The 20,572-nt window shown below is 31.7% G+C and carries 20 protein-coding genes; 10 read left to right on the forward strand and 10 right to left on the reverse strand.

Annotated elements, in window-relative coordinates; genetic code table 11:
- Nucleotides 1-25: 25 nt before the first annotated feature.
- From AC3IF2_RS02120 to AC3IF2_RS02130, 3 genes are read right to left on the reverse strand one after another with little or no spacing between them, the layout of a single operon-like run.
- The gene (locus tag AC3IF2_RS02120; RefSeq protein ID WP_489165361.1) at nucleotides 26-742 is read right to left on the reverse strand and encodes a 16S rRNA (uracil(1498)-N(3))-methyltransferase; all 717 of its coding nucleotides are present in this window, start codon (nucleotides 740-742) and stop codon (nucleotides 26-28) included.
- On the reverse strand, nucleotides 742-1,860 hold the full coding sequence (locus AC3IF2_RS02125) for a GTP cyclohydrolase (protein ID WP_489165362.1): 1,119 nt from the start codon (nucleotides 1,858-1,860) through the stop codon (nucleotides 742-744). The genes AC3IF2_RS02120 and AC3IF2_RS02125 overlap by 1 nt, the downstream gene beginning before the upstream one ends.
- Nucleotides 1,860-3,038: a transporter gene (locus AC3IF2_RS02130; protein WP_489165363.1), complete on the reverse strand. Its 1,179-nt coding sequence runs from the start codon at nucleotides 3,036-3,038 to the stop codon at nucleotides 1,860-1,862. The genes AC3IF2_RS02125 and AC3IF2_RS02130 overlap by 1 nt, the downstream gene beginning before the upstream one ends.
- A gap of 114 nt (nucleotides 3,039-3,152) precedes the next feature.
- Here AC3IF2_RS02130 and AC3IF2_RS02135 point away from each other — a divergent pair, with 114 nt between their 5' ends.
- From AC3IF2_RS02135 to AC3IF2_RS02165, 7 genes are read left to right on the forward strand one after another with little or no spacing between them, the layout of a single operon-like run.
- Nucleotides 3,153-3,413 (forward strand): DUF4834 family protein, encoded by a 261-nt coding sequence (locus AC3IF2_RS02135; RefSeq protein WP_489165364.1) that lies wholly within the window; start codon nucleotides 3,153-3,155, stop codon nucleotides 3,411-3,413.
- 9 nt (nucleotides 3,414-3,422) lie between these two features.
- On the forward strand, nucleotides 3,423-5,843 hold the full coding sequence (locus AC3IF2_RS02140) for a YfhO family protein (RefSeq protein WP_489165365.1): 2,421 nt from the start codon (nucleotides 3,423-3,425) through the stop codon (nucleotides 5,841-5,843).
- A complete protein-coding gene (locus AC3IF2_RS02145) occupies nucleotides 5,840-6,349 on the forward strand; it encodes a class I SAM-dependent methyltransferase (RefSeq protein ID WP_489165366.1) in 510 nt (169 codons plus the stop codon). Before AC3IF2_RS02140 ends, AC3IF2_RS02145 begins: the two co-directional genes overlap by 4 nt.
- A gap of 3 nt (nucleotides 6,350-6,352) precedes the next feature.
- Entirely contained in the window at nucleotides 6,353-7,540 is a 1,188-nt protein-coding gene (locus tag AC3IF2_RS02150) for a glycosyltransferase family 4 protein (protein ID WP_489165367.1), read from the forward strand.
- Nucleotides 7,541-8,818 (forward strand): glycosyltransferase family 4 protein, encoded by a 1,278-nt coding sequence (locus AC3IF2_RS02155; protein ID WP_489165368.1) that lies wholly within the window; start codon nucleotides 7,541-7,543, stop codon nucleotides 8,816-8,818.
- Nucleotides 8,815-9,891, forward strand: a complete 1,077-nt coding sequence (wecB, locus tag AC3IF2_RS02160; protein WP_489165369.1) for a non-hydrolyzing UDP-N-acetylglucosamine 2-epimerase — start codon at nucleotides 8,815-8,817, stop codon at nucleotides 9,889-9,891. Before AC3IF2_RS02155 ends, wecB begins: the two co-directional genes overlap by 4 nt.
- Before the next feature lie 5 nt (nucleotides 9,892-9,896).
- Nucleotides 9,897-10,124, forward strand: a complete 228-nt coding sequence (locus tag AC3IF2_RS02165; protein ID WP_489165370.1) for a hypothetical protein — start codon at nucleotides 9,897-9,899, stop codon at nucleotides 10,122-10,124.
- A gap of 50 nt (nucleotides 10,125-10,174) precedes the next feature.
- Here AC3IF2_RS02165 and AC3IF2_RS02170 read toward each other — a convergent pair whose 3' ends face one another.
- The 3 genes from AC3IF2_RS02170 to AC3IF2_RS02180 all read right to left on the reverse strand — a co-directional run bounded on the left by AC3IF2_RS02170 (nucleotide 10,175) and on the right by AC3IF2_RS02180 (nucleotide 13,949).
- Complete coding sequence (locus AC3IF2_RS02170) at nucleotides 10,175-10,702, reverse strand: hypothetical protein (RefSeq protein WP_489165371.1); 528 nt, start codon at nucleotides 10,700-10,702, stop codon at nucleotides 10,175-10,177.
- A 5-nt stretch (nucleotides 10,703-10,707) separates the two neighbouring features.
- Nucleotides 10,708-11,619 (reverse strand): OmpA family protein, encoded by a 912-nt coding sequence (locus AC3IF2_RS02175; RefSeq protein ID WP_489165372.1) that lies wholly within the window; start codon nucleotides 11,617-11,619, stop codon nucleotides 10,708-10,710.
- Nucleotides 11,620-11,744: 125 nt separating this feature from the next.
- Nucleotides 11,745-13,949, reverse strand: coding sequence for an endonuclease MutS2 (locus tag AC3IF2_RS02180; RefSeq protein WP_489165373.1), 2,205 nt, complete (start codon nucleotides 13,947-13,949; stop codon nucleotides 11,745-11,747).
- Between the two features lie 49 nt (nucleotides 13,950-13,998).
- On the opposite strand from AC3IF2_RS02180, the gene AC3IF2_RS02185 reads away from it, so the two are divergent.
- Nucleotides 13,999-14,664: a uracil-DNA glycosylase gene (locus AC3IF2_RS02185; RefSeq protein WP_489165374.1), complete on the forward strand. Its 666-nt coding sequence runs from the start codon at nucleotides 13,999-14,001 to the stop codon at nucleotides 14,662-14,664.
- Nucleotides 14,665-14,716: 52 nt separating this feature from the next.
- Here the strand turns inward: AC3IF2_RS02185 and uvrB are convergent, their stop codons facing one another.
- The 4 genes from uvrB to AC3IF2_RS02205 form a co-directional block, all read right to left on the reverse strand.
- Nucleotides 14,717-16,705, reverse strand: coding sequence for an excinuclease ABC subunit UvrB (gene uvrB / locus AC3IF2_RS02190; RefSeq protein WP_489165375.1), 1,989 nt, complete (start codon nucleotides 16,703-16,705; stop codon nucleotides 14,717-14,719).
- A gap of 160 nt (nucleotides 16,706-16,865) precedes the next feature.
- Nucleotides 16,866-17,717, reverse strand: a complete 852-nt coding sequence (locus AC3IF2_RS02195) for an ABC transporter permease (RefSeq protein ID WP_489165376.1) — start codon at nucleotides 17,715-17,717, stop codon at nucleotides 16,866-16,868.
- Nucleotides 17,718-17,723: 6 nt separating this feature from the next.
- The gene (locus tag AC3IF2_RS02200; RefSeq protein ID WP_489165377.1) at nucleotides 17,724-18,623 is read right to left on the reverse strand and encodes an ABC transporter ATP-binding protein; all 900 of its coding nucleotides are present in this window, start codon (nucleotides 18,621-18,623) and stop codon (nucleotides 17,724-17,726) included.
- Nucleotides 18,624-18,690: 67 nt separating this feature from the next.
- A complete protein-coding gene (locus AC3IF2_RS02205) occupies nucleotides 18,691-19,200 on the reverse strand; it encodes an IS1096 element passenger TnpR family protein (protein ID WP_489165378.1) in 510 nt (169 codons plus the stop codon).
- An 89-nt stretch (nucleotides 19,201-19,289) separates the two neighbouring features.
- On the opposite strand from AC3IF2_RS02205, the gene AC3IF2_RS02210 reads away from it, so the two are divergent.
- Entirely contained in the window at nucleotides 19,290-19,712 is a 423-nt protein-coding gene (locus AC3IF2_RS02210) for a hotdog fold thioesterase (protein ID WP_489165379.1), read from the forward strand.
- Between the two features lie 2 nt (nucleotides 19,713-19,714).
- On the forward strand, nucleotides 19,715-20,572 hold the full coding sequence (locus tag AC3IF2_RS02215; RefSeq protein ID WP_489165380.1) for an alpha/beta fold hydrolase: 858 nt from the start codon (nucleotides 19,715-19,717) through the stop codon (nucleotides 20,570-20,572).

A 20,572-nucleotide genomic window follows, 5' to 3' on the forward strand; every position in this document is an offset into this window, starting at 1 on the left:
AGCTGTCTTTTATGGGCAGCTTTTTTTATTTGATATTATTTAATAAAGCTACAGTATGGGTTGCAACTACTCCAGCTGTTTCTGTTCTTAACCTACACTTTCCAAGTGTAATAGGTGTAAAATTGTTTTGTATTGCTTTTTCAATTTCGTTAGAAGAAAAATCACCCTCTGGACCTATTAGGATAATAATATTACTGTCAAAGTGAAGAGTTTTTTCTAAAGAATTTCTTTTCTGATCATCTTCACAATGAGCTATAAATTTTTGATCGCCGAGATCTGAGTTTATAAATTCTTTAAAAGCTAAAGCATCATTCAACTTCGGGAAATTATATTTCAATGATTGTTTGCTGGCAGACTCTATTATTTTTTGTAAACGATCATGTTTTACAATTTTACGTTCAGAACGATCACAAATTATAGGTGTTATTTCATCAATACCAATTTCAGTAGCCTTTTCTAAAAACCATTCAAAACGATCATTATTCTTAGTAGGGGCGATAACAATATGTAAATGGTAATTCCAAGGTTTTGTTTTTTCTTCTACATTTAGAATATTGGCTACACATTTCTTATTGTTAGCTATAACAATCTCTGATATAAACAATAACCCTTTACCATTTGTAATATGCAAAGTATCTCCCTCTTTCTTTCTTAATACACGTACTATATGCTTACTTTCTACTTTGTCGAAAGTAAATTGTTTATCAGTTAGTTGTAATTGTGAATTGTAAAAAAGTTGCATTATAAATTCTTACGATATGTTCTTCTTCGCTTATAAAGTGTAGGATCAAAACGTTTCCAAATTTTTTGAACAGCAATGTTATCCTCCAATTCGGGTGTTCTAATACAATTTTGCATATTTAACTTTTGAAAGGTTTCAAAGCACTCATTAAAAAGAACAGCATGTACTCCTTTGTTTTGATAATCAGGATGCACACCTATAAGATAAAAGATAGCATCTTTACTGTGTTTCTTTGCTTTTAATAAATGAAAAATACCGAAAGGGAAAAGTTTACCTTTTGCTTTCTGTAAAGCTCTAGAGAACGAAGGCATAGTAACGGCAAAAGCAACTAAATTATCATCTTTGTCGACTACATATTTTATGTATTCTGGGTTAATAAAGCTAATATATTTCTTTTTAAAATACTCTTTTTGCTTTTTAGAAATTGGTGTGAATGTTGAAAGCTTAGAATACGACTCATTAAATAAATCGAACATCGCATCGGCATATTTTAAAACTTCTTTAGTAGTTTTAAAGTTTAACGCCTTTAAATTATATCTTCTTTTAATTAATGATTGTGCTTTAACAAAATGTTCCGCTTTTATATTCTTAAAAGGAAACTTCCATTCTAAATGCTCCTTTTCTTTAAAATACCCTAATTTTTCTAAATGTTCTTTGTAATAAGGATGATTATACCAAGTAATCATAGTACCTATATGATCAAATCCTTCAATTAAGACGCCAACTTTATCAAGATTAGAAAAACCAACCGGCCCCTCAACATATTCTAAGTTATTTTGGATTCCGATCTCTTCTACCTTGTTTAGTAATGATTTAGTGACATTTACATCATCAATAACATCAAACCAGCCAAAACGCATTTTTTTAATGCCTTGTTGATTTACCTCAGTATGATTAATAATGGCTGCAATTCTACCAACTATAGAGCCGTTCGAATAAGCTAAAAAGAAACGGGCATCAGCAGTTTCGAATGCAGGATTCTTTTCTTTGTTAAAGGTGGCAACTTCTTCATTAATTATAGGTGGTACCCAGCAATCGTTATTTTTATAAAGACTAAAAGGAAATTTTACAAATTTTTTAAGATCAGATTTTTTTGAAATTTCCTTTATGGTTATCATCAATTATTATTTTTATCCTGATTCGGATCGTAATTTTTATTATAATCTTTAGCTTTTTTCTTTAGCTTCTTTTTGTCTTCTTTAGTCTTTTTACGAGCTTCTTTTTCTCTACGCTTTTGTGCTTTGGTCTTTTTAGGAGCTTTATCCTTTTTTATCTTACGCTTTTTGGCTTTAATTTTCTTAACCTTACGTTGCTTACCATCTTTATCTTTTTTACCAAATAGTCTAGAAAAGAAATTTCCATCACGATCTTTCTTAACTTCCTGTCCGTCTGCACCAATTAATTTGAACTTATCTCTATGTTTATCTATACGCCAAGAAAATCCAGCATTAAGTAATAAACTAGAACCATCGCGATCACTAATAGCTCTGGCTGCCACATCAAGTTGCATATTTTTACTAAAGAGATATGCCACACCGCCTCCGAATTGAAAATCATTTGGGATATGCTGATCCTTAAAAATACCTTGATGTTCGCCAAATATAGACCATTTATCATTAATAGAATATGTGGCTGTTAATATGTAAGAATTCTCTTTCTGATCAGAACCTATTTTATCCATTATCAAATTTGTAATAAATACAAATCGATCGGTAAAATCATGCTGTGTATAAAGCCCAAGACTAGGACTAAAATCACCCTTTTTATACCCAGGTGCATTACCTCCAATATAACCTTTTGTAATTGGTAGGTTGGCTCCAGCATAGACAGCAACAGATGGAATCAATCGTTTCCAATCAAAAGCCATTTTCTTTTTCCAACTTCGTATTTCTTTAGAACGATCTAAATATTTAGGCATATAAACTAAATATTTTGCACCTATTCTAAATGTACCAAAGCTAAAAGCAGATACATCATCTACAGGCTGATTTATGATAAAAGTATTTGGGTCAAAGTCAATTTTATCATGTTGAAAAGTAACATTTAAATTTACTTCTAGCTTATCTAAAAACTTACTATAACGAACCATAAAATCTGAACCTATAGAATTGACTTTATTACCTCGGTCATTAATGTCTTTATAAAACAAACCTTGTTCAAATTGTAGCACATCAGTACCCACACTAAACGGGCTATCGGAAAAACCAGGCCTTCTAGAATTGATTACCTTAGTATATTGAGCCATGATAGTTTGAAAGCTGAAAATACAGATGAAAATAACGAGGAGACGTCTCATAAATAGGATTTCGTATTTAAATTCTAAAGATTTTATCTATATACTAACGTTTAAGTTGCTCTCAAATTGTTACTTTTGGCATATTATTTAAAATTTAAGAAAGAAGCAGTATAGATGGGTTTATTAAGGACTTTACTTATCATATTATTAATCTATTATGGATTTAAGATCTTATCTAGATTTTTATTTCCGTTAGTGATGAAAAGATTTGTAAATAATGTAGAAAAGAAATTTAAAGAGCAACAAGGACAATATCAAACAAATCAACAGAAGACAAAGGTTGGTGAGACTGTAATCGATAAAGCACCAAGGTCAATGCAAAAAAGTAATGATAAGGTTGGAGAATATGTTGATTTTGAAGAAGTTGAAGAGTAAATAATTTTAATGAAAAATTTAAAAACCAAACTACTTCCGTTTATTATAGCTATTCTTATTTTTATAATAGCCTCTTTGGTTTATTTTTCTCCTGTACTTGAAGGAAAAAAATTATTTCAAAGCGACATTGCTCAGTTTAGAGGAATGTCTAAAGAGATTGTAGATTTTCGTAAAGAAAATAATAAAGAACCCTACTGGACCAATAGAGCTTTCGGAGGTATGCCTGCATACCAGTTAAGTGCCTATTACCCTCACAACTATATTAAAAAAGCGGACCTACTACTAAGGTTTTTACCAAGACCCGCCGATTACCTTTTTCTGTATTTTTTAGGATTCTTTATTCTCTTATATGTGCTTAAAATCGAATGGAAGTTGGCCATTTTAGGTTCGCTTGCCTTTGGCTTTTCAACTTATTTGATCATTATTTTTGGAGCTGGACATAATGCTAAGGCCCACGCTATTGCATATATGCCTGTGGTTTTGGCTGGTATTATTGCAACTTTTCAAAAACGATATTTGTTTGGGTTTATCCTAACGACTCTAGGTATGGCATTTGAAATTAACGCTAATCATCCTCAAATGACTTACTATTTATTATGGATAGTTATCATTTTTGGTATAGTGTATCTAGTTGATGCAATTAAAGAAAAAGAGATTCCTAATTTTTTTAAAACGATCGGAATATTAGTTGCTGCTGTACTAATTGCTATAGGATTAAATTCTACGAGTCTTTTAGCGACTAAAGAATATGCAAGTCACAGTACACGTAGTAAAAGTGAATTGACTATTAAGACTGATGGAACATCAAAAGACAAGGTAACTAGTGGTTTATCTAGAGATTATATTACTCAATATAGCTATGGAAAGGCTGAAACTTTTAATTTGTTAATACCAAGATTTTATGGTGGTGGAAGTGGAGAAAATTTAGGTAAAGATTCTGAAACATATGAATTTTTGAAAGATAAAATTGGTAGAGGTCAGGCCAAAGACTTTTCAGAAAATTTTCCTGGTTATTGGGGAGATCAACCAATAGTTGAAGCTCCTGCATATATAGGGGCAACGATAATTTTCTTATTTGTATTAGGTTTATTCGTTTTAAAAAGTAGACTTAGAAATTGGTTATTAGCAGCTACTATTTTTTCAATTTTATTGAGTTGGGGTAAGAACCTTTCTTTTTTGACAGATTTTTTTATTGATTATGTTCCATTATATAACAAATTTAGAGCAGTTTCTTCAATTCAAGTAATTGCAGAATTGGCAATTCCTTTATTGGGTATTTTAGCCTTAAATAAGTTTTTAAATTTAGATACTAATAAAGAAGAAAAACTAAAATGGTTAAAGTATACTTTGTATATAGTAGGAGGAATTACATTGTTATTTGTATTAGCTGGAACTAGCTTATTTAGCTTCGAAAGTTTTAGAGACACCAGATGGGAGCAACAATTAAATGGAATATCAGAAGCGTTTATAATAGATAGAAAATCATTATTTTTTAATGATAGCTTACGTTCTTTAATCTTAATTTTAATATTGGCGGCAATATTATGGGCATTCTTAAAGGAAAAAATCAATAAGAATATAACCATAGGTATATTAGGTTTTTTAATTTTATTTGATTTGGTTGGTGTCGATAAGCGTTATGTAAATAAAGATGATTTTGTAGCTAAAACTAAAGAAGAAAAACCTTTTCAAGCTTCAGAAATTGATAAAGAAATTTTAAAAGACAAGTCTTATTATCGTGTTGCAAATTTTGCAGTTAATCCCATAAATGATGGTAGTACATCTTATTTTCATAATTCTATAGGTGGTTACCATGCGGCTAAACCAAGACGTTTTGAAGAACTGTTTGAATACCAAATTACCAAGAATAATTTTGAAGTATTGAATATGCTCAATACTAAGTATATTATTTTCGGTGATCAGCAAGGAAATCTTCAATTTCAAAAGAATGAAGAAGCTAATGGTAATGCTTGGTTTGTAAATCAAGTTGAGTTTGTTAATTCAGCAGATGAAGAGATTAAGACTTTAGATAGTTTAAAGACTAAAGAAAAAGCTATTATTTCTACAGAATTTAAAGACTTGCTACAAAAGGCTAATTATCCTAAAGACTCAACGGCTACAATTTCTTTGACCAAATATGGAGTTAATGAATTAAGATATGCAACGGAATCGAGTTCAGGACAACTAGCAATATTTTCAGATATTTATTATAAAAACGGTTGGAAAGCGTATATTGATGGTGAAGAATCGACTATCCTTAGAGCAAATTATGTACTTAGAGCATTAGTAGTTCCAGCTGGCAATCATGAAATAGTATTTAAGTTTGAACCTTCAGTGATCAAAACTGGTAATAAAATTACATTAGTATCATATGCTTTACTTTTATTAATTCCTTTAGGTTGGTTCTTTGTTGAAAGAAGAAAAACATGAGTCACCACAATAAACGCTACAATCATACCATAGAGTTTTTACAAAAAGTGCTTCCAACCCCAGCAACTATTTTAGATCTGGGAACTCGAAATGATTTTAGTGAGATCATGGAGAAATATGGTTATAAAGTTTATAATACCGAAGGTGAAGATTTAGATACACTGCCAGAAGTTGTAAAAAAATATAATGTAGATGCAGTTACTGCTTTTGAGATTTTTGAACATTTAATAGCTCCTTTTAATGTTCTCAGGTCAATCGAATCAACTAAATTGATAACTACTATTCCTTTAAATTTATGGTTTGCGAAAGCATATCGATCTAAAACAGAAGAATGGGATCGACATTATCACGAGTTTGAAGATTGGCAATTCGATTGGCTACTAAAAAAATCTGGATGGAATATTAAGGAAGCTCAAAAATGGACAAGCCCTGTAAATAAAATAGGATTTCGTCCTATTCTAAGGAGATTCACACCGAGATATTATGCAGTTTATGCAGAAAGATAGACTATGAAAATAGGTATGATCTTAGATAAAATTTTTCCACCCGACCCAAGGGTAGAAAATGAAGCCATTTCTTTGGTAAATGCTGGGCATGAAGTTTTTTTATTCTGCTTAAAATATAATGAAGAGCCTAGAAATGAGATCATAAACGGGATTGAAATTAGACGGTATAGATCGAATAAATTAGAGTATAAATTATCAGCCTTGGCATATACTTTACCTTTTTATACGAATAGTATGGCTAAAAAAATTAGTCATTTTATTAACCAAAATTCGATTGAAGTAATTCATATTCACGACATTAGAATAGCTGGTGCAGTCTTTAAAGTTAATAAAAAACTTAATTTACCAACTGTTCTTGATTTACATGATAATATGCCAGAAATCATGAAACTGTATCCTCACCTTCAGAAATTTCCGGGTAAGTATTTGATTTCTCCACGAAGGTGGAAACAAAAAGAAGAAGAATTTATAACTAAGACGACAAAAATCATTACAGTTACTGAAGAATCTAAAAATGAAGTTATTGATAGAATCAACGCTAGTAAAGATAAAATTGTTGTTGTGCCAAATACTGTGAGACAATCTTTTTATAATGATTTTGTATTAGATGAAAATATTGTTGAAAAATATGAGGATAGTTTCGTGGTACTATATTTGGGAGATACAGGTTTGCGTAGAGGCTTGCAAACTGCTATAGAGGCTACTTGTATACTAAAAGAGAACATATCAAATCTAAAGTTGGTAATAGTTGGTAGAAATACAACAGATACAGTTTTAAAAAATCAGGTAAAAGAATTAAAAATTGAAAATTATATAGATTTTCAAGGTTGGCAAGATATTAGCCTGTTTCCTTCATACATTTTGGCAAGCTCGGTATGTATTTCGCCATTACACCGTAATATTCATCACGATGCTGCTTATGCAAATAAACTTTTTCAGTATATGAGTTTCGGTAAACCTATTTTGGTTAGCAATGCTATAGCGCAGAAAAATCTAATTGAGAGAGCTAAAAGTGGGTTGGTTCATATAGAAAAAGATGTAGACGATTTAGCGGATAAGGTACTAGAGCTATATAAAAATAAAAGCCTTGCTTCTGAGTTAGGAAAAAATGGAAAATTATTTATTGAAAATGAGTTTTCTTGGGAAAGAACTTCTAAAAGTTTGATAGATTTATACACCAAATTCAATTAATTGAAGATACTAATTATTACATATTATTGGCCTCCTGCTGGTGGTTCTGGAGTTCAACGATGGTTGAAATTTGTAAAATATCTACGTGATTTTGGTATTGAACCTGTTGTGTATACTGTAGATAATCCTAAATATCCAATTTTAGACACATCGTTATCTAATGATATTCCTGAAAATATAGAATTAATAAAATATCCTATTTGGGAACCAAATAATTTATTTTCCATTTTTGGAAATAAAAAAAAGAGTACAAGTGCTGGATTTTTAGATTCTAATCCATCTTTTTTTGGAAAAGTTGCTCAATATATAAGAGCTAATTATTTTATACCAGATGCACGTAAATTTTGGATAAAACCATCAATAAAGTATTTATCTAACTATTTAGAAAAGAATCCTGTCGACGCAATAATTAGTACAGGACCACCTCATAGCCTTCATATGATTGGTTTGGGGTTAAAAGAAAAATTAAATAACAAGTGGATTGCTGATTTTCGAGACCCTTGGACAGAAATTGATTACTTCCACCAATTACCATTAAGTAATGCGTCAAAAAGAAAGCATCAAAAGCTAGAGCAAGAAGTTTTAGGAAGTGCTGATGCCGTTTTAGTTGTTGGTAAAACAATGGCAGAAAATTATAAAAAGTTTAATAATAATACCTACATCATAACCAATGGTTATGATTCTAAAATTTCTGGCAAAGAAATTATTCTAGATGATAAGTTTTCTCTTGTTCATATAGGTATGATGAATGCAGATAGAAATCATAATATTTTATGGAAATCCTTAAAAGAACTATGCTTAGAAAATGATGAATTTGCTAATGACTTACAATTAAAATTTATAGGTAAATTGGCTGATGAAGTGAATCAGTCTCTAAAAGAAAACGACTTAAAAAATTATTCAGAGATTATAGATTATCTACCACATCAAAAGGTTTTAGATCACCAAAAGTCAGCTCAAGTTTTATTACTTTCTGTAAATAATGTACCAAGTTCAAAAGGTATTATTACAGGAAAAATATTCGAATATTTACAAGCTAAAAGACCTATTTTAGCAATTGGACCAACTAAAGGCGATTTGGCAGAAATCTTGTCTAACACTAATGCTGGAGTTATAGTTGATTTTGATGATAAGAATAATCTAAAACAAAAAATAGTAGGTTTATATAAAGAATATAAAAAGAGATCATTGATTATTAATTCTAATAATATTGAGCAATACCATAGACGGTCTTTAACCGAACAATTGGCAAATATTTTAAAAGAAGTTGTATCGTGAAGAAAATAGTAACCATATTGGGTGCAAGACCTCAATTGATTAAAGCTGCGGTGTTAAGTAGAATTATTACTGATAATAATCAATTAGAAGAGGTAATTGTGCATACGGGTCAGCATTATGATGCTAATATGAGTTCTGTTTTTTTTGATGAAATGCAGATACCCAAACCTGTTTATAATTTAGGAATAAGTGGCCTGAACCATGGAGCGATGACAGGGCAGATGCTTGAAAAAATAGAGGAAGTTTTAATTAAAGAAAAACCTGATGCTGTTATAGTTTATGGCGACACCAATTCAACAATTGCTGGCGCTTTAGCTGCAAGAAAATTTAATTCTAAAGTAATACATATTGAAGCAGGTCTGCGATCTTTTAATATAAAAATGCCTGAGGAAATCAATAGAATAGTTACTGATAGAATATCAGATCTATTATTATGCCCAACAGAAGCTGCTATGAATAATCTTAAGAAAGAAGGTTTTGATAATTTTGAAGCAAAAGTTGTAAAATGCGGAGATATTATGAAAGATGCTGTAGAGTTTTATGGACGAATTTCATCAGAGAAATCTTCGATCATCAAAAATTTAAGTTTAACTGATTTTGTGTTAGCGACAATACATCGCCAAGAAAACACTAATGACATTGAGAAACTATCTTCAATTTTTAAAGGATTAGAACAAATCAATAATGAAGCTCAAGTTATTCTTCCGCTACATCCTAGAACAAAGAAAATACTCACTTCAAATAATATACATCCTAAAATAACGATGATAGATCCAGTGGGATACTTTGATATGCTTGAGCTTTTAAAGCATTGTAAAATGGTTATTACTGATAGTGGTGGTTTGCAGAAAGAAGCATTTTTTAATAAGAAACATTGTATTATTGCTAGAGATGAAACAGAATGGGTAGAGTTAGTTGACAATGGTTTTGCTAAAATTGTAGGTAGCGATCAACAAAAAATGTTTTCCGCTTTTAATGAATTTAAGAATAGTAATACTGATTTTTCAAATAATCTTTATGGTGATAATGTTGGAGAAAAAATATATAACGAAATACTAGAACTTGTAAATTAAGAGTAATGACTTTACCAAAATTTTTATTAGGTGATAATACTGACTATCCAGATGATATTTTTATCCTGCACACAGAATATCCTCAATTTGTTATTAATTTAAAAGATGACGAAATTGAATGGTTTGAAGATGTACGAGGCGACAACGAAACTGCATTAACAAATGAAATTAATGACTTGATAGAGAAAGCTTCTCAATTTTATGATCGAGAAATGGAACGTTATTCTGAATAAAAAACCCCCAATATTACAATTGAGGATTTAACTTTTATATGTGGCGTAATTTAACGTCCACCTTTTAGTTCATCTTGCCATTTTTCTAATGCTTCCCATTCACCATTAGCGGCCATCCTAGCTTGTTCAGACCATGTGCCTGGGTTATGAATTCGATATCGAGGCCCAGCATTATCTAAAATACCTTGTATACGATCAACAGTCGCTTCAGATAATTGCCTAAAGCTCCAAATACCATCATTATTTAGTAATCCTTTTATTTTAGGGCCAATACCTTCCACTTTAGTAAGATCATCCTTTACAGAGTCATCTATTTTTGCAACACCATCTACAAAACTAGTAGCAATATCCCCAGTATCTGCAATACCAGATGCAGTAACTTTTCTTGCTTTAATGATTGTGCTTTGTTCGTGTTCTAAATCTCTATACTTAGTTTTCCATTCTTCAATTTCATTTTGGCATCTATTATTATACCACCAGCGCCAAAAAAACCATCCGATTAAAAAGGCGCCCAACATCCATAAAAATAATTCTACTAAGTGTGCAGTATTTTGATTTGAAAATATTGATAAGGTCATGGTTATTATTTTATGGTTATTACTATTCTTCTATTTTTAGCTCTTCCTTCTTCACTTCTATTTGTTGCTACAGGTTCTGATTCACCTTTTGAAACTACTTCGATTATATTGGCCGGAATTCCTTGTGAAATTAGATAATTTTTCACATTGTTCGCACGATCTAGTCCCCATTGATAATTATTTACACCAACACTATCTGTATGCCCTGTTACTAAAACTTTTCTATTAGGATACTTTTGTAAATAATTTTTAAGCTCTATAGTATATGCTCTTAAAGTTCTATCTGGCTTAAATTCTGCAACGGCAAAATCTGAATACAATGTTTTATTTGCAATACCTGCTTCAATTTCTGTTACACGCTCTTTACTAATATTTTGAAATAACATTGAAACTCCATCATAATAATTTCCATTTTCATCGTAGCTAAATTCAGACAAAATAGTTTTAGGAACTATCCTGTCAGGATTTATACCTGCTTTAACTAAAATATTTTTTAAGAATTCAACTCTAGAATTACCAAAGTGAATATTCTTTGAACCACCGACTTCTGAAGCTAAATGTTTAACAGATACTAATAATTCTTTACCTTGATTGGCATTTAAATAATTGTAAATGGAGTCTTTAAAACCTAGCAATTCGTCAGGTATGTCAATCTTTCCATTTGAAGAGTTTATTGAAAATCCTTTAGGAAAGTTAAAAATAGAGGTCCCATCGGCTGTCATAATAGAGAATGCAGCTTTAGGAGTTTCTTTAAGATCTTTTGTTACTACAGGTTGTTCTTTGGTTTGATGTTTTTCTAATTGATTATGGGCGGTTGCACATTCTCCACAAATAGTATTGCTAACATATTGGTGAAAAAGTAATGCAAAAATGGCCCAAAGCAAAAAAACCAGAAAGGCTGGCCAGAATTTTTTCATGGTAGGGGATTTGGTTAATTAGTTATAAATATAGAGAAAAATGAATTTAATTCAAAGCTTGTTTGAAAGAGCATTTCTCGTTTATCATATTAAGACACAAAATATTATAAAAAGTCACTATTGCTTTATGGCTTTTTTGAAGCTTCTACCAATTCTAATTTATTTAATGATGCCTTTGTAGTGAATTGACCGTAATTAATTGTAGCGGTATTCTTTTCTATTTTCTCTATGATACCAACAGATCTGCTGTCAATAAGTCGAACGCGATCGTTCAATTTGTATTTATAATCAGATTTTCTTTTAGCCTCCTTTTTAGCTTCTATATCTTTTTCTTTTCTGACCTTCTTAACCTTTTCTAACACTTCTTTTTTTACAGTTTCTAGTTTTTGCTTTTGTTGTTGTTCTTGTTTTTTTTGTGCTACTTTTTCAGTCTTAGTATTAGGTCTATTCTTCTTTTGATGCTTAGATTTTTCTATAGTTACCCATTTCATCAAATCGGTTAAAAACTGCTTTTTGTTATTGGTCTGAAAATATTTATTGCTGAGCTCATTAAATTTTCTACCAACAGAAAGCATCTTTTGATTGTTGTCATACAGTTCTTGAAAACTTGCTAACTTTTCTTGAATTTTTTGTTCTTTATCAGATAAGTTTTCGGTGTGCTCTTGAGCTTTACTTTGAGCTTTCTCTAAGTTTTCTGATGTTTTTCTTAGTTTGTTGCGCTCTTGCTGTAGCTTAGAAATGGTTTTATCTAAACGTATTTTTTCTCGTTCTACTTTTTTCTTAGCACGATTAATTAAACTAAACGGAATACCATTTTTTTGAGCAACTTCAAATGTAAAAGAACTTCCGGCTTGACCGGTATATAATTTGAAAAGCGGCTCTAAGGTCTTTTCATCAAACTGCATATTGGCATTGGTCACGTTTTCTAACTCATCTGCCAATACTTTTAGATTTGCATAATGTGTAGTAATAATACCGTAAGCACCTTTTTCATAGAATTCTTCTAAGAAAATTTCAGCCAAAGCCCCGCCTAGTTCAGGGTCACTACCAGTACCGAATTCATCAATTAAAAAAAGTGTATTTGCATTACATTTTTTTAAGAAATTACGCATGTTTTTTAAGCGGTAGCTATAAGTGCTTAATTGATTCTGTATTGACTGATTATCCCCAATATCTGTAAGGATAGTGTCAAAAAAGTAAACTTCGCTGCGCTCGTGTACAGGTATTAAAATACCACTTTGTATCATTACTTGTAGTAGGCCAATAGTTTTTAAAGTGATACTTTTTCCACCAGCATTAGGACCAGATATTACTATGATCTGTTGCTCATTATTTAGCTCTAAAGTTTGTGGAATGGTCTCTATATTTTGTTCTCTGTTACTTTTTAATAGAATTGGGTGATATGCATCTTTTAAAAAGATTCTTTTTGTATTCGAAATGTTGGGGAGTATACCATTAATAGATTGCGCATATTTAGCTTTTGCAGCAACCAAGTCTAATTGTGTAAGGAATGTTTGATAATCGTTTAATAACGAGATAAACGGGCGAATATCGTTTGTTAACTTCTTTAAAATTCTAATAACTTCCTCTTGCTCTTCATGAATTAGATTTTGCAGTTCACGATTCAAATTAGTAGTAGATTCAGGTACTATAAAAACTATACTTCCTGTTTTAGAATTTCCTAAAATTGAACCTTTTACTTTACGTCTGTGCATGGCTTGCACAGCCAGAACCCGTTGATTTTCAATAACCGATTCTCTAATATCATCTAAATAACCAGCTTTAGCATTCTTACTTAAAGCACCAGAAAAACTTGAGCCGATCTTAGTACGAACAGAACTCATTTCTTTACGAATACTCTTTAATTGATCTGAGGCTTTATTATCTACTTCACCAAAATTATTGATGACTTTTCGAATTGCAGTAATTAATTCAGATGTTAATTCAATTTCAGAAGACTGGTTGTAAAGTGTCGGATAATATTCTTTAAATTTTTTTAAAAATTTTAATAGAATATTTACCGTTTCAGAGATTGCAGCAATTCTTAAAAAAGCTTCGGCTTCTAAAAAGCTGTCTTCAATACCTAGCAAATGTATCTCTTTGGTAACTTCTTCGAAATGATGATTGGGTATTTTGTTTTCGTTTTCAAAAGAACTTAGATATTCGTTTACCTGTTGTAATTCATCTAGTAATTTGAGCTTAGCGGTTATGGGTTTTATGCTTAGAACAGCTTGCCGCCCAAGATCAGAAACACAGAATTCACTTATACTGTTGATAACAGTATAAAATTCGAGGTCATTCAATGTTTTTTGGGTGATTTTACTACTCAAAACTGTATTTTTACAAACGAACTGCAAAGTAACTATTTTTACGAGTATTATGAATGTTAAGATTGCCGAAAGTTGGAAAGCTATTTTACAAGATGAGTTTGAGAAACCTTACTTTAAATCACTAGCTGACTTTGTGAAAACTGAATATAAAAATTATACTTGCTACCCCAATGGAAGTCAAATTTTTGCAGCTTTCGATCATTGTTCTTTTAATGACCTAAAGGTCGTAATTATTGGTCAAGATCCTTATCATGGTGTAGGCCAAGCAAACGGTTTATGTTTTTCGGTAAATGATGGTATTGTACATCCACCATCGTTGATTAATATTTTTAAAGAGTTAGAAACCGATTTAGGTTTACCAGTACCGTCAAGCGGAAATTTAGAACGATGGGCAGATCAAGGAGTATTACTATTAAATGCTACGTTAACTGTACGAGCACATCAGGCTGGTTCTCACCAAAATAAAGGTTGGGAGCAATTTACAGACGCTGTTATTGCCAAAGTTTCTGAACAAAAAGAAAATGTCGTCTTTTTACTGTGGGGTGGTTATGCTAAGAAAAAAGGAGCTAAAACAGACACTACCAGACACCATGTGTTAACTTCTGGTCATCCGTCTCCATTAAGTGCCAATAGAGGGTATTGGTTTGGTAACAAGCATTTTTCTAAAACAAATGATTTTTTGAGAAGTAGAAATTTAAATAGAATTGATTGGTAGTTTTCCGATAAATGATGAAGTTAACGGAAAAGGAATTAAGAGTCAAGTTAGATTATAGTTGCTCTCTTAACAACTTAATCTCATCACGCAATTGCGCCGCAGCGATAAAATCTAATGCTTTCGCAGCTTCTTCCATTAATTTTTGGCGATCTCTAATACGCTTTTCTATTTCTGGCTTTGGTAAGTATTCTAAATCTTGTTCTGCGGCTTTTAAAGCTGCAGAATCATAGTGAAAAGAAGTAATATTATTCTTCGTTAAACTATCATCAATATTCTTTTTAATTTGTGTAGGTGTAATACTATTCTTGGTATTATAAGAGATTTGTTTTTCGCGCCGCCGATTAGTTTCATCAATAGTCAATTGCATACTTCGCGTAACCTTATCAGCATACATAATAGCTTTTCCATTCACATTACGTGCTGCACGACCGACTGTTTGCGTTAATGATCTGTGGCTGCGTAAAAAACCTTCTTTATCGGCATCTAGAATAGCAACTAAAGAAACTTCTGGTAAGTCTAGCCCTTCACGTAAAAGATTTACTCCAATCAATACGTCGAATAACCCTTTGCGGAGATCTTGCATGATCTCAATACGCTCTAAGGTATCTACATCACTATGAATATATCGACAACGGATAGAAATCCTACTTAAATATTTAGTCAATTCTTCAGCCATTCTTTTAGTTAGTGTAGTCACTAATGTTCGTTCATCTTTTTCTACACGAACTTGAATTTCTTCGATCAAATCATCAATCTGATTTAGGCTTGGTCGCACTTCAATTTCAGGATCTAACAATCCTGTCGGGCGAATAATTTGCTCCACAAAGACACCTTCTGTTTTCTGCAATTCATAATCTGCAGGCGTAGCACTTACATAGATCACTTGATTTTGTATGGCTTCAAATTCTTCAAATTTTAATGGACGATTATCCATGGCGGCTGGTAACCTGAATCCGTACTCAACTAAATTTTCCTTTCGAGATCGATCACCGCCATACATTGCATGTGTTTGGGGTATAGTTACATGGCTCTCATCAATTACCATTAAATAATCATCCGGAAAATAATCTAATAAGCAGAAAGGTCTTGTACCCGCTTCTCTTCCATCAAGGTAACGAGAATAATTTTCGATACCAGAGCAATAACCCAATTCGCGGATCATTTCTAAATCAAATTCTGTACGCTCTTTTAGGCGTTTTGCCTCTAAATGCTTGCCAATTTCTTTATAATAATCAACTTGTTTTACTAAATCTTCTTGAATCTGATGGATGGCATTTTGCAACACATCTGGTGAGGTCACGAACAGGTTGGCCGGATATATATTGAGCTTCTCATACTTCTCGATGACCTTATTATTGACTATATCGAAGCTTTCGATTTCTTCAATCTCATCGCCAAAAAAATGTACACGATAGCCATAATCTCCGTATGATGGAAAAATAGTAATGGTATCGCCTTTTACCTTAAAAGTTCCACTTTTTATCTCAAAATCTGTTCTAGAGTATAAACTTTGAACTAATTGGTGCAAGAATCTTGTTCGAGCTAATTTTTGATCAACTTCAATGGAAATAACATTCTTTTTAAATTCTATTGGATTACCAATACCATATAAACAAGAAACCGATGCTACTACCAATACGTCACGCCTACCGGAAAGTAGGGAAGAAGTAGTGCTTAATCGCATTCGTTCTATATCATCATTTATAGATAGATCTTTTTCAATATAAGTACCTGAAACGGGTATATAGGCCTCTGGTTGATAATAATCATAATATGAAACGAAATACTCTACAGCGTTGTTCGGAAAGAATTGTTTGAACTCAGAATACAATTGTGCAGCCAACGTTTTATTATGTGCTAGAACCAGTGTAGGTCGCTGAATATTCTTAACAACATTAGCTACAGTAAATGTTTTACCAGAGCCAGTTACTCCTAAAAGTGTCTGATAACGTTCCCCTGATAAGATTTCTTTACTAATCTGCTCTATTGCTTGTGGCTGATCTCCGGTAGGTTTAAATTCTGATTTTAGTTTAAACTGCATCCTACAAAAATACGGTAATTTGTATTGATTTTAATTCAGAATAAAACAAACTTTATGTCATTTCGAGTGATTTTTCGAAGAAAATTATATCGAGAAATCTTCCGTTTTCTATACAAAATTGCTGTCGCAATTTCACTCAAACTGACAAGATTTTTCTAAACTATAAATCCCTTCTTTTAAGTAGACGATACGATAAATAGATAAAAAGAAATGTCCAAAACAATACTATTAGTATATCTGTTAACTGAACTGAAAAATCTTTAGATAAGTCTTCGCCAACTTGTTTTGCTACACTTTGTACAGCGTTTAATCTGGTAAATGGCTCTTTAATAAGATTAGACATAGATTCTAATGGCAAGAATTGCATAAATTGATTCACTTTTTCAGTGATATTTTCAAAACCTGTATCTCTAAATCTCCAAAAAAGAAATCCTTTAAAGATACTTTCTATAATAAACCAAACCAAGATGCCTCCTACAGCAAATGCAGAACGTTTTACAAGAATACCCATGAATAAACCGAAAGAAAAGAACCCGACTAATTTTATAAAGAATGCTAATAAATATTCTAAGTCAGAAAACACGATGCCAAGCTCATTGTAATCAGAATAAGCATATCCTAAAATTAAAGAAACCACAAAAACAAATATTGTAGATACAGCCGCAAAAACTAAGACTGTGTAGAACTTAGATAGAATAAACTCTTTCTTGCTTAGTCCATCTATTAAATTTTGTTTCAGTGTTTTATTACTGTACTCATTTGCCATCATAGAAACAATAACTAGTAATAAAAAGAATTTAAAAATAGCAGCCATAAAACTGTTAAAGTGCCAGATATATGGAAAGTTAAAAATACCTTGATCTGCTAAATGAAATTGTACAGGGCCAATATCAAATTTAATAGCTGCAATCAAAGCAATTGACGTTAACAAGGCAAAATATATGATCGATAGAACTCTACTAGCTCTATTGTGTTTTAGTTTATGAAATTCTATATTTAAAAGACGTAACATGGCTGATTAGTTGTTGTTGGTTAGGGTTAAGAATTGTTGCTCAAGGCTAGGTTTACGTTTTACTAAATGTGAGAGTGTAATACCATTTTTAAATAAGTAGGAATTGATATCTGTAGCAGACATTTCTTCATTTAAAGTAGCAATCAATTTTCCTTCGTCTAGTTTCACTGAACTTATGGATGCATGTTGTTCTAACAATTCTTTTAATTTATTTTCATCACCATCGGTATTTAATTCAAAAAATCCACTAGTGGCTACAATTTCATCAACACGACCGTCATATAATTTTATACCTTCTCGTATTACAACTACATGAGAACAAACTTTTTCTACTTCATCTAACAAGTGCGAAGCCAATAAAATAGTAGTACCATTGTTGGCAATATCTTTAATGATTTTACGAATTTCATGAATACCTTGTGGGTCTAATCCGTTTGTTGGTTCATCTAGGATCAATATTTCAGGATCATTTAGTAATGCAGAAGCAATAGCTAAACGTTGCTTCATCCCCAAAGAATAGGTTTTAAACTTACTATCTCTACGTTCATACAGATTAACAACCTTTAATTTTTCATCAATCTTATCGTATGCTACTCCTTTTATTTTACAAATCAGCTTTAAGTTTTGAGTTGCTGTCATATACGGATAAAAATTAGGTCGCTCGATAATAGCTCCAACTTTCTTTAGAGCTTCATGCGTAGAGATATTTCCATCAAACCAGCTAAAATCACCAGAAGTACGGTTTACTACATTTAAAATGATACCTAAAGTTGTAGATTTTCCGCTACCGTTTGGACCTAGAATTCCATAGACGCTTCCTTTTTTAATATCGAATGAAAGGTTGTTTACAGCATGTACTTTCCCGTATTTTTTATCGAGATTTTTAAGAGATAAGATTGTTTCCAAGTGTATTATCGTTTTGGTTGTTGTATAGTATGACGACCAAATTTAGGAATTGTAACAAAAAAATCAATTAATTCATAAGTTCATCAAAGTTGTCGAAGTCGAATTCATCAATGTCTATATCATCGTCTGCTACATTTGAAACATCATCAACTAGTTCACTTTTAAATTCCTTTTCTGGAGCCTTGTCCGGCACATTTCCAAGAGATAGAAGTAATAGAGGTAATTCACTTTCACTTAGGTTATCTACAAGACCTACTAGTTCTACAAAAAATGACCACATCGAAAAGAAATCATACACATAGATCAACTTAGATTTTTCTTCATCTATAATTTCTGATAGCAAAATATGTTGCATAGTGATAGCATCACCATCTTCACTCATGTCAAACAAAGGAATCTCTTCACCTTGATTCCAATTATCATCTGTAGTAAAAAACGAAGCCATTTCCGATCCGTCAAAACCAAAAGCATTAATAATAGCATTGTGCAGATCTTCTAATGAATCGTTTTGATTGATGGCAATCTCACGAATCACATCCTGTTCTGTGTCTAATATAATGCGTAGTTTGTAAACCATAAATAGTTATAAATACTGTGCAAAGTTAGCTATTTTAACAGGATAAAATAGTATAGTTTTAATTACTTTTACGTTTCTAAATTTTCTTTATGGATAAGCAAGCGATGCTAAAATTAATGAACCAAGCTTCTCAAAATACGTTGATGCAAACATTGGGTATTGAGTTTATAGATGTATCTCAAGATAAGGTGGTTGCTAGGATGCCCGTGTCTTCAAAGGTACATCAACCAGATGGTGTATTACATGGTGGAGCAAGTGTTGCCTTAGCAGAAACGGTGGGTAGTTTTGCTTCGTTTTTATCTATAGATCGAGAGAAAAAAATGGTACGAGGTTTAGAAATTTCTGCAAATCATTTGCGGGGGATTAAAGAAGGGTGGGTTACTGCAACGGCTAAACCATTACATAAAGGTAGAACTACACATTTATGGGAAATACGTATAGAAGATGAAGAACAAAGACTAATTTCTCTTTGCAAGCTTAGTACGATTGTTTTAGATAAAAAATCGGATTAAAAATGCGTATTCTAAAGCGTATTTTTAAGATATTATTAATTGTAGTTGTTGTACTTCTTTCTGGATTGCTAATAGCAACGCATGTATTTATGAGCCCCGACTCAGATAGAAAAGTGCTAAAAAAATTAACCAATAATTTTTCTGAACCAATTATAGCATATAATAATTATAAAGGTTTTGATTACCGTGTGATATCTATGCAAAAAGAAATAGATACAACATTACCTATTTTGATTTTTGTGCATGGTTCACCTGGTGACGCAATGGATTATCAGCGATATTTAAGAGATTCTTTATTGAATATCAAAGCCAATATATTAGCTTATGATAGAGTGGGGTATGGACCTAAAAACACAGGTAATGTCCAACCTACTTTAAAGTTCGAATTAGGAGTTTTACATAACCTAATTAAAGATTATCCTGAAGAAAGGATAGTCTTGGCAGGATATTCTTATGGCGGCCCCGTAATATTGGCATCTGATAAAAATTATAAATACAAAGTTTCTATGGCTAGTGCTGTGGTTGGTGAATATGAACCTATGTTTAAAGTGCTAAATTTTTATAAATGGAGATTAACTCGATGGTTGATTCCTGCAAAAGTAAAAGCAGCCGCTAAAGAAAAATATGCACATGTAGAAGAGTTTCCGAAGTATAAAGATCAATGGAATAAAAGTCCTTCAAAAATCATCAACATTCATGGTGACAAAGATTGGATAGTACCTTATAAAAATTCTGAATTTTTAGAGAAAGTTATTGATAAAGATAAATTTACGATGGTAACTATAAATGGTGGAGGCCATGATCTTATCTGGACTGATTTTGATTTGATTAAGGCTGAAATTTTAAAAACAGTAGACTAA

Source organism: Maritimimonas rapanae, assembly GCF_057837205.1.

Coding starts and splice junctions, on each gene's coding strand:
- AC3IF2_RS02140 (WP_489165365.1), top strand. CDS start 3,423: ATGAAAAATTTAAAAACCAAACTACTTCCGTTTATTATAGCTATTCTT.
- AC3IF2_RS02135 (WP_489165364.1), top strand. CDS start 3,153: ATGGGTTTATTAAGGACTTTACTTATCATATTATTAATCTATTATGGA.
- AC3IF2_RS02125 (WP_489165362.1), bottom strand. CDS start 1,860: ATGATAACCATAAAGGAAATTTCAAAAAAATCTGATCTTAAAAAATTT.
- uvrB (WP_489165375.1), bottom strand. CDS start 16,705: ATGCAGTTTAAACTAAAATCAGAATTTAAACCTACCGGAGATCAGCCA.
- AC3IF2_RS02120 (WP_489165361.1), bottom strand. CDS start 742: ATGCAACTTTTTTACAATTCACAATTACAACTAACTGATAAACAATTT.
- AC3IF2_RS02165 (WP_489165370.1), top strand. CDS start 9,897: ATGACTTTACCAAAATTTTTATTAGGTGATAATACTGACTATCCAGAT.
- AC3IF2_RS02185 (WP_489165374.1), top strand. CDS start 13,999: ATGAATGTTAAGATTGCCGAAAGTTGGAAAGCTATTTTACAAGATGAG.
- AC3IF2_RS02210 (WP_489165379.1), top strand. CDS start 19,290: ATGGATAAGCAAGCGATGCTAAAATTAATGAACCAAGCTTCTCAAAAT.
- AC3IF2_RS02175 (WP_489165372.1), bottom strand. CDS start 11,619: ATGAAAAAATTCTGGCCAGCCTTTCTGGTTTTTTTGCTTTGGGCCATT.
- AC3IF2_RS02205 (WP_489165378.1), bottom strand. CDS start 19,200: ATGGTTTACAAACTACGCATTATATTAGACACAGAACAGGATGTGATT.
- AC3IF2_RS02130 (WP_489165363.1), bottom strand. CDS start 3,038: ATGAGACGTCTCCTCGTTATTTTCATCTGTATTTTCAGCTTTCAAACT.
- AC3IF2_RS02195 (WP_489165376.1), bottom strand. CDS start 17,717: ATGTTACGTCTTTTAAATATAGAATTTCATAAACTAAAACACAATAGA.
- AC3IF2_RS02215 (WP_489165380.1), top strand. CDS start 19,715: ATGCGTATTCTAAAGCGTATTTTTAAGATATTATTAATTGTAGTTGTT.
- AC3IF2_RS02145 (WP_489165366.1), top strand. CDS start 5,840: ATGAGTCACCACAATAAACGCTACAATCATACCATAGAGTTTTTACAA.
- AC3IF2_RS02170 (WP_489165371.1), bottom strand. CDS start 10,702: ATGACCTTATCAATATTTTCAAATCAAAATACTGCACACTTAGTAGAA.
- AC3IF2_RS02150 (WP_489165367.1), top strand. CDS start 6,353: ATGAAAATAGGTATGATCTTAGATAAAATTTTTCCACCCGACCCAAGG.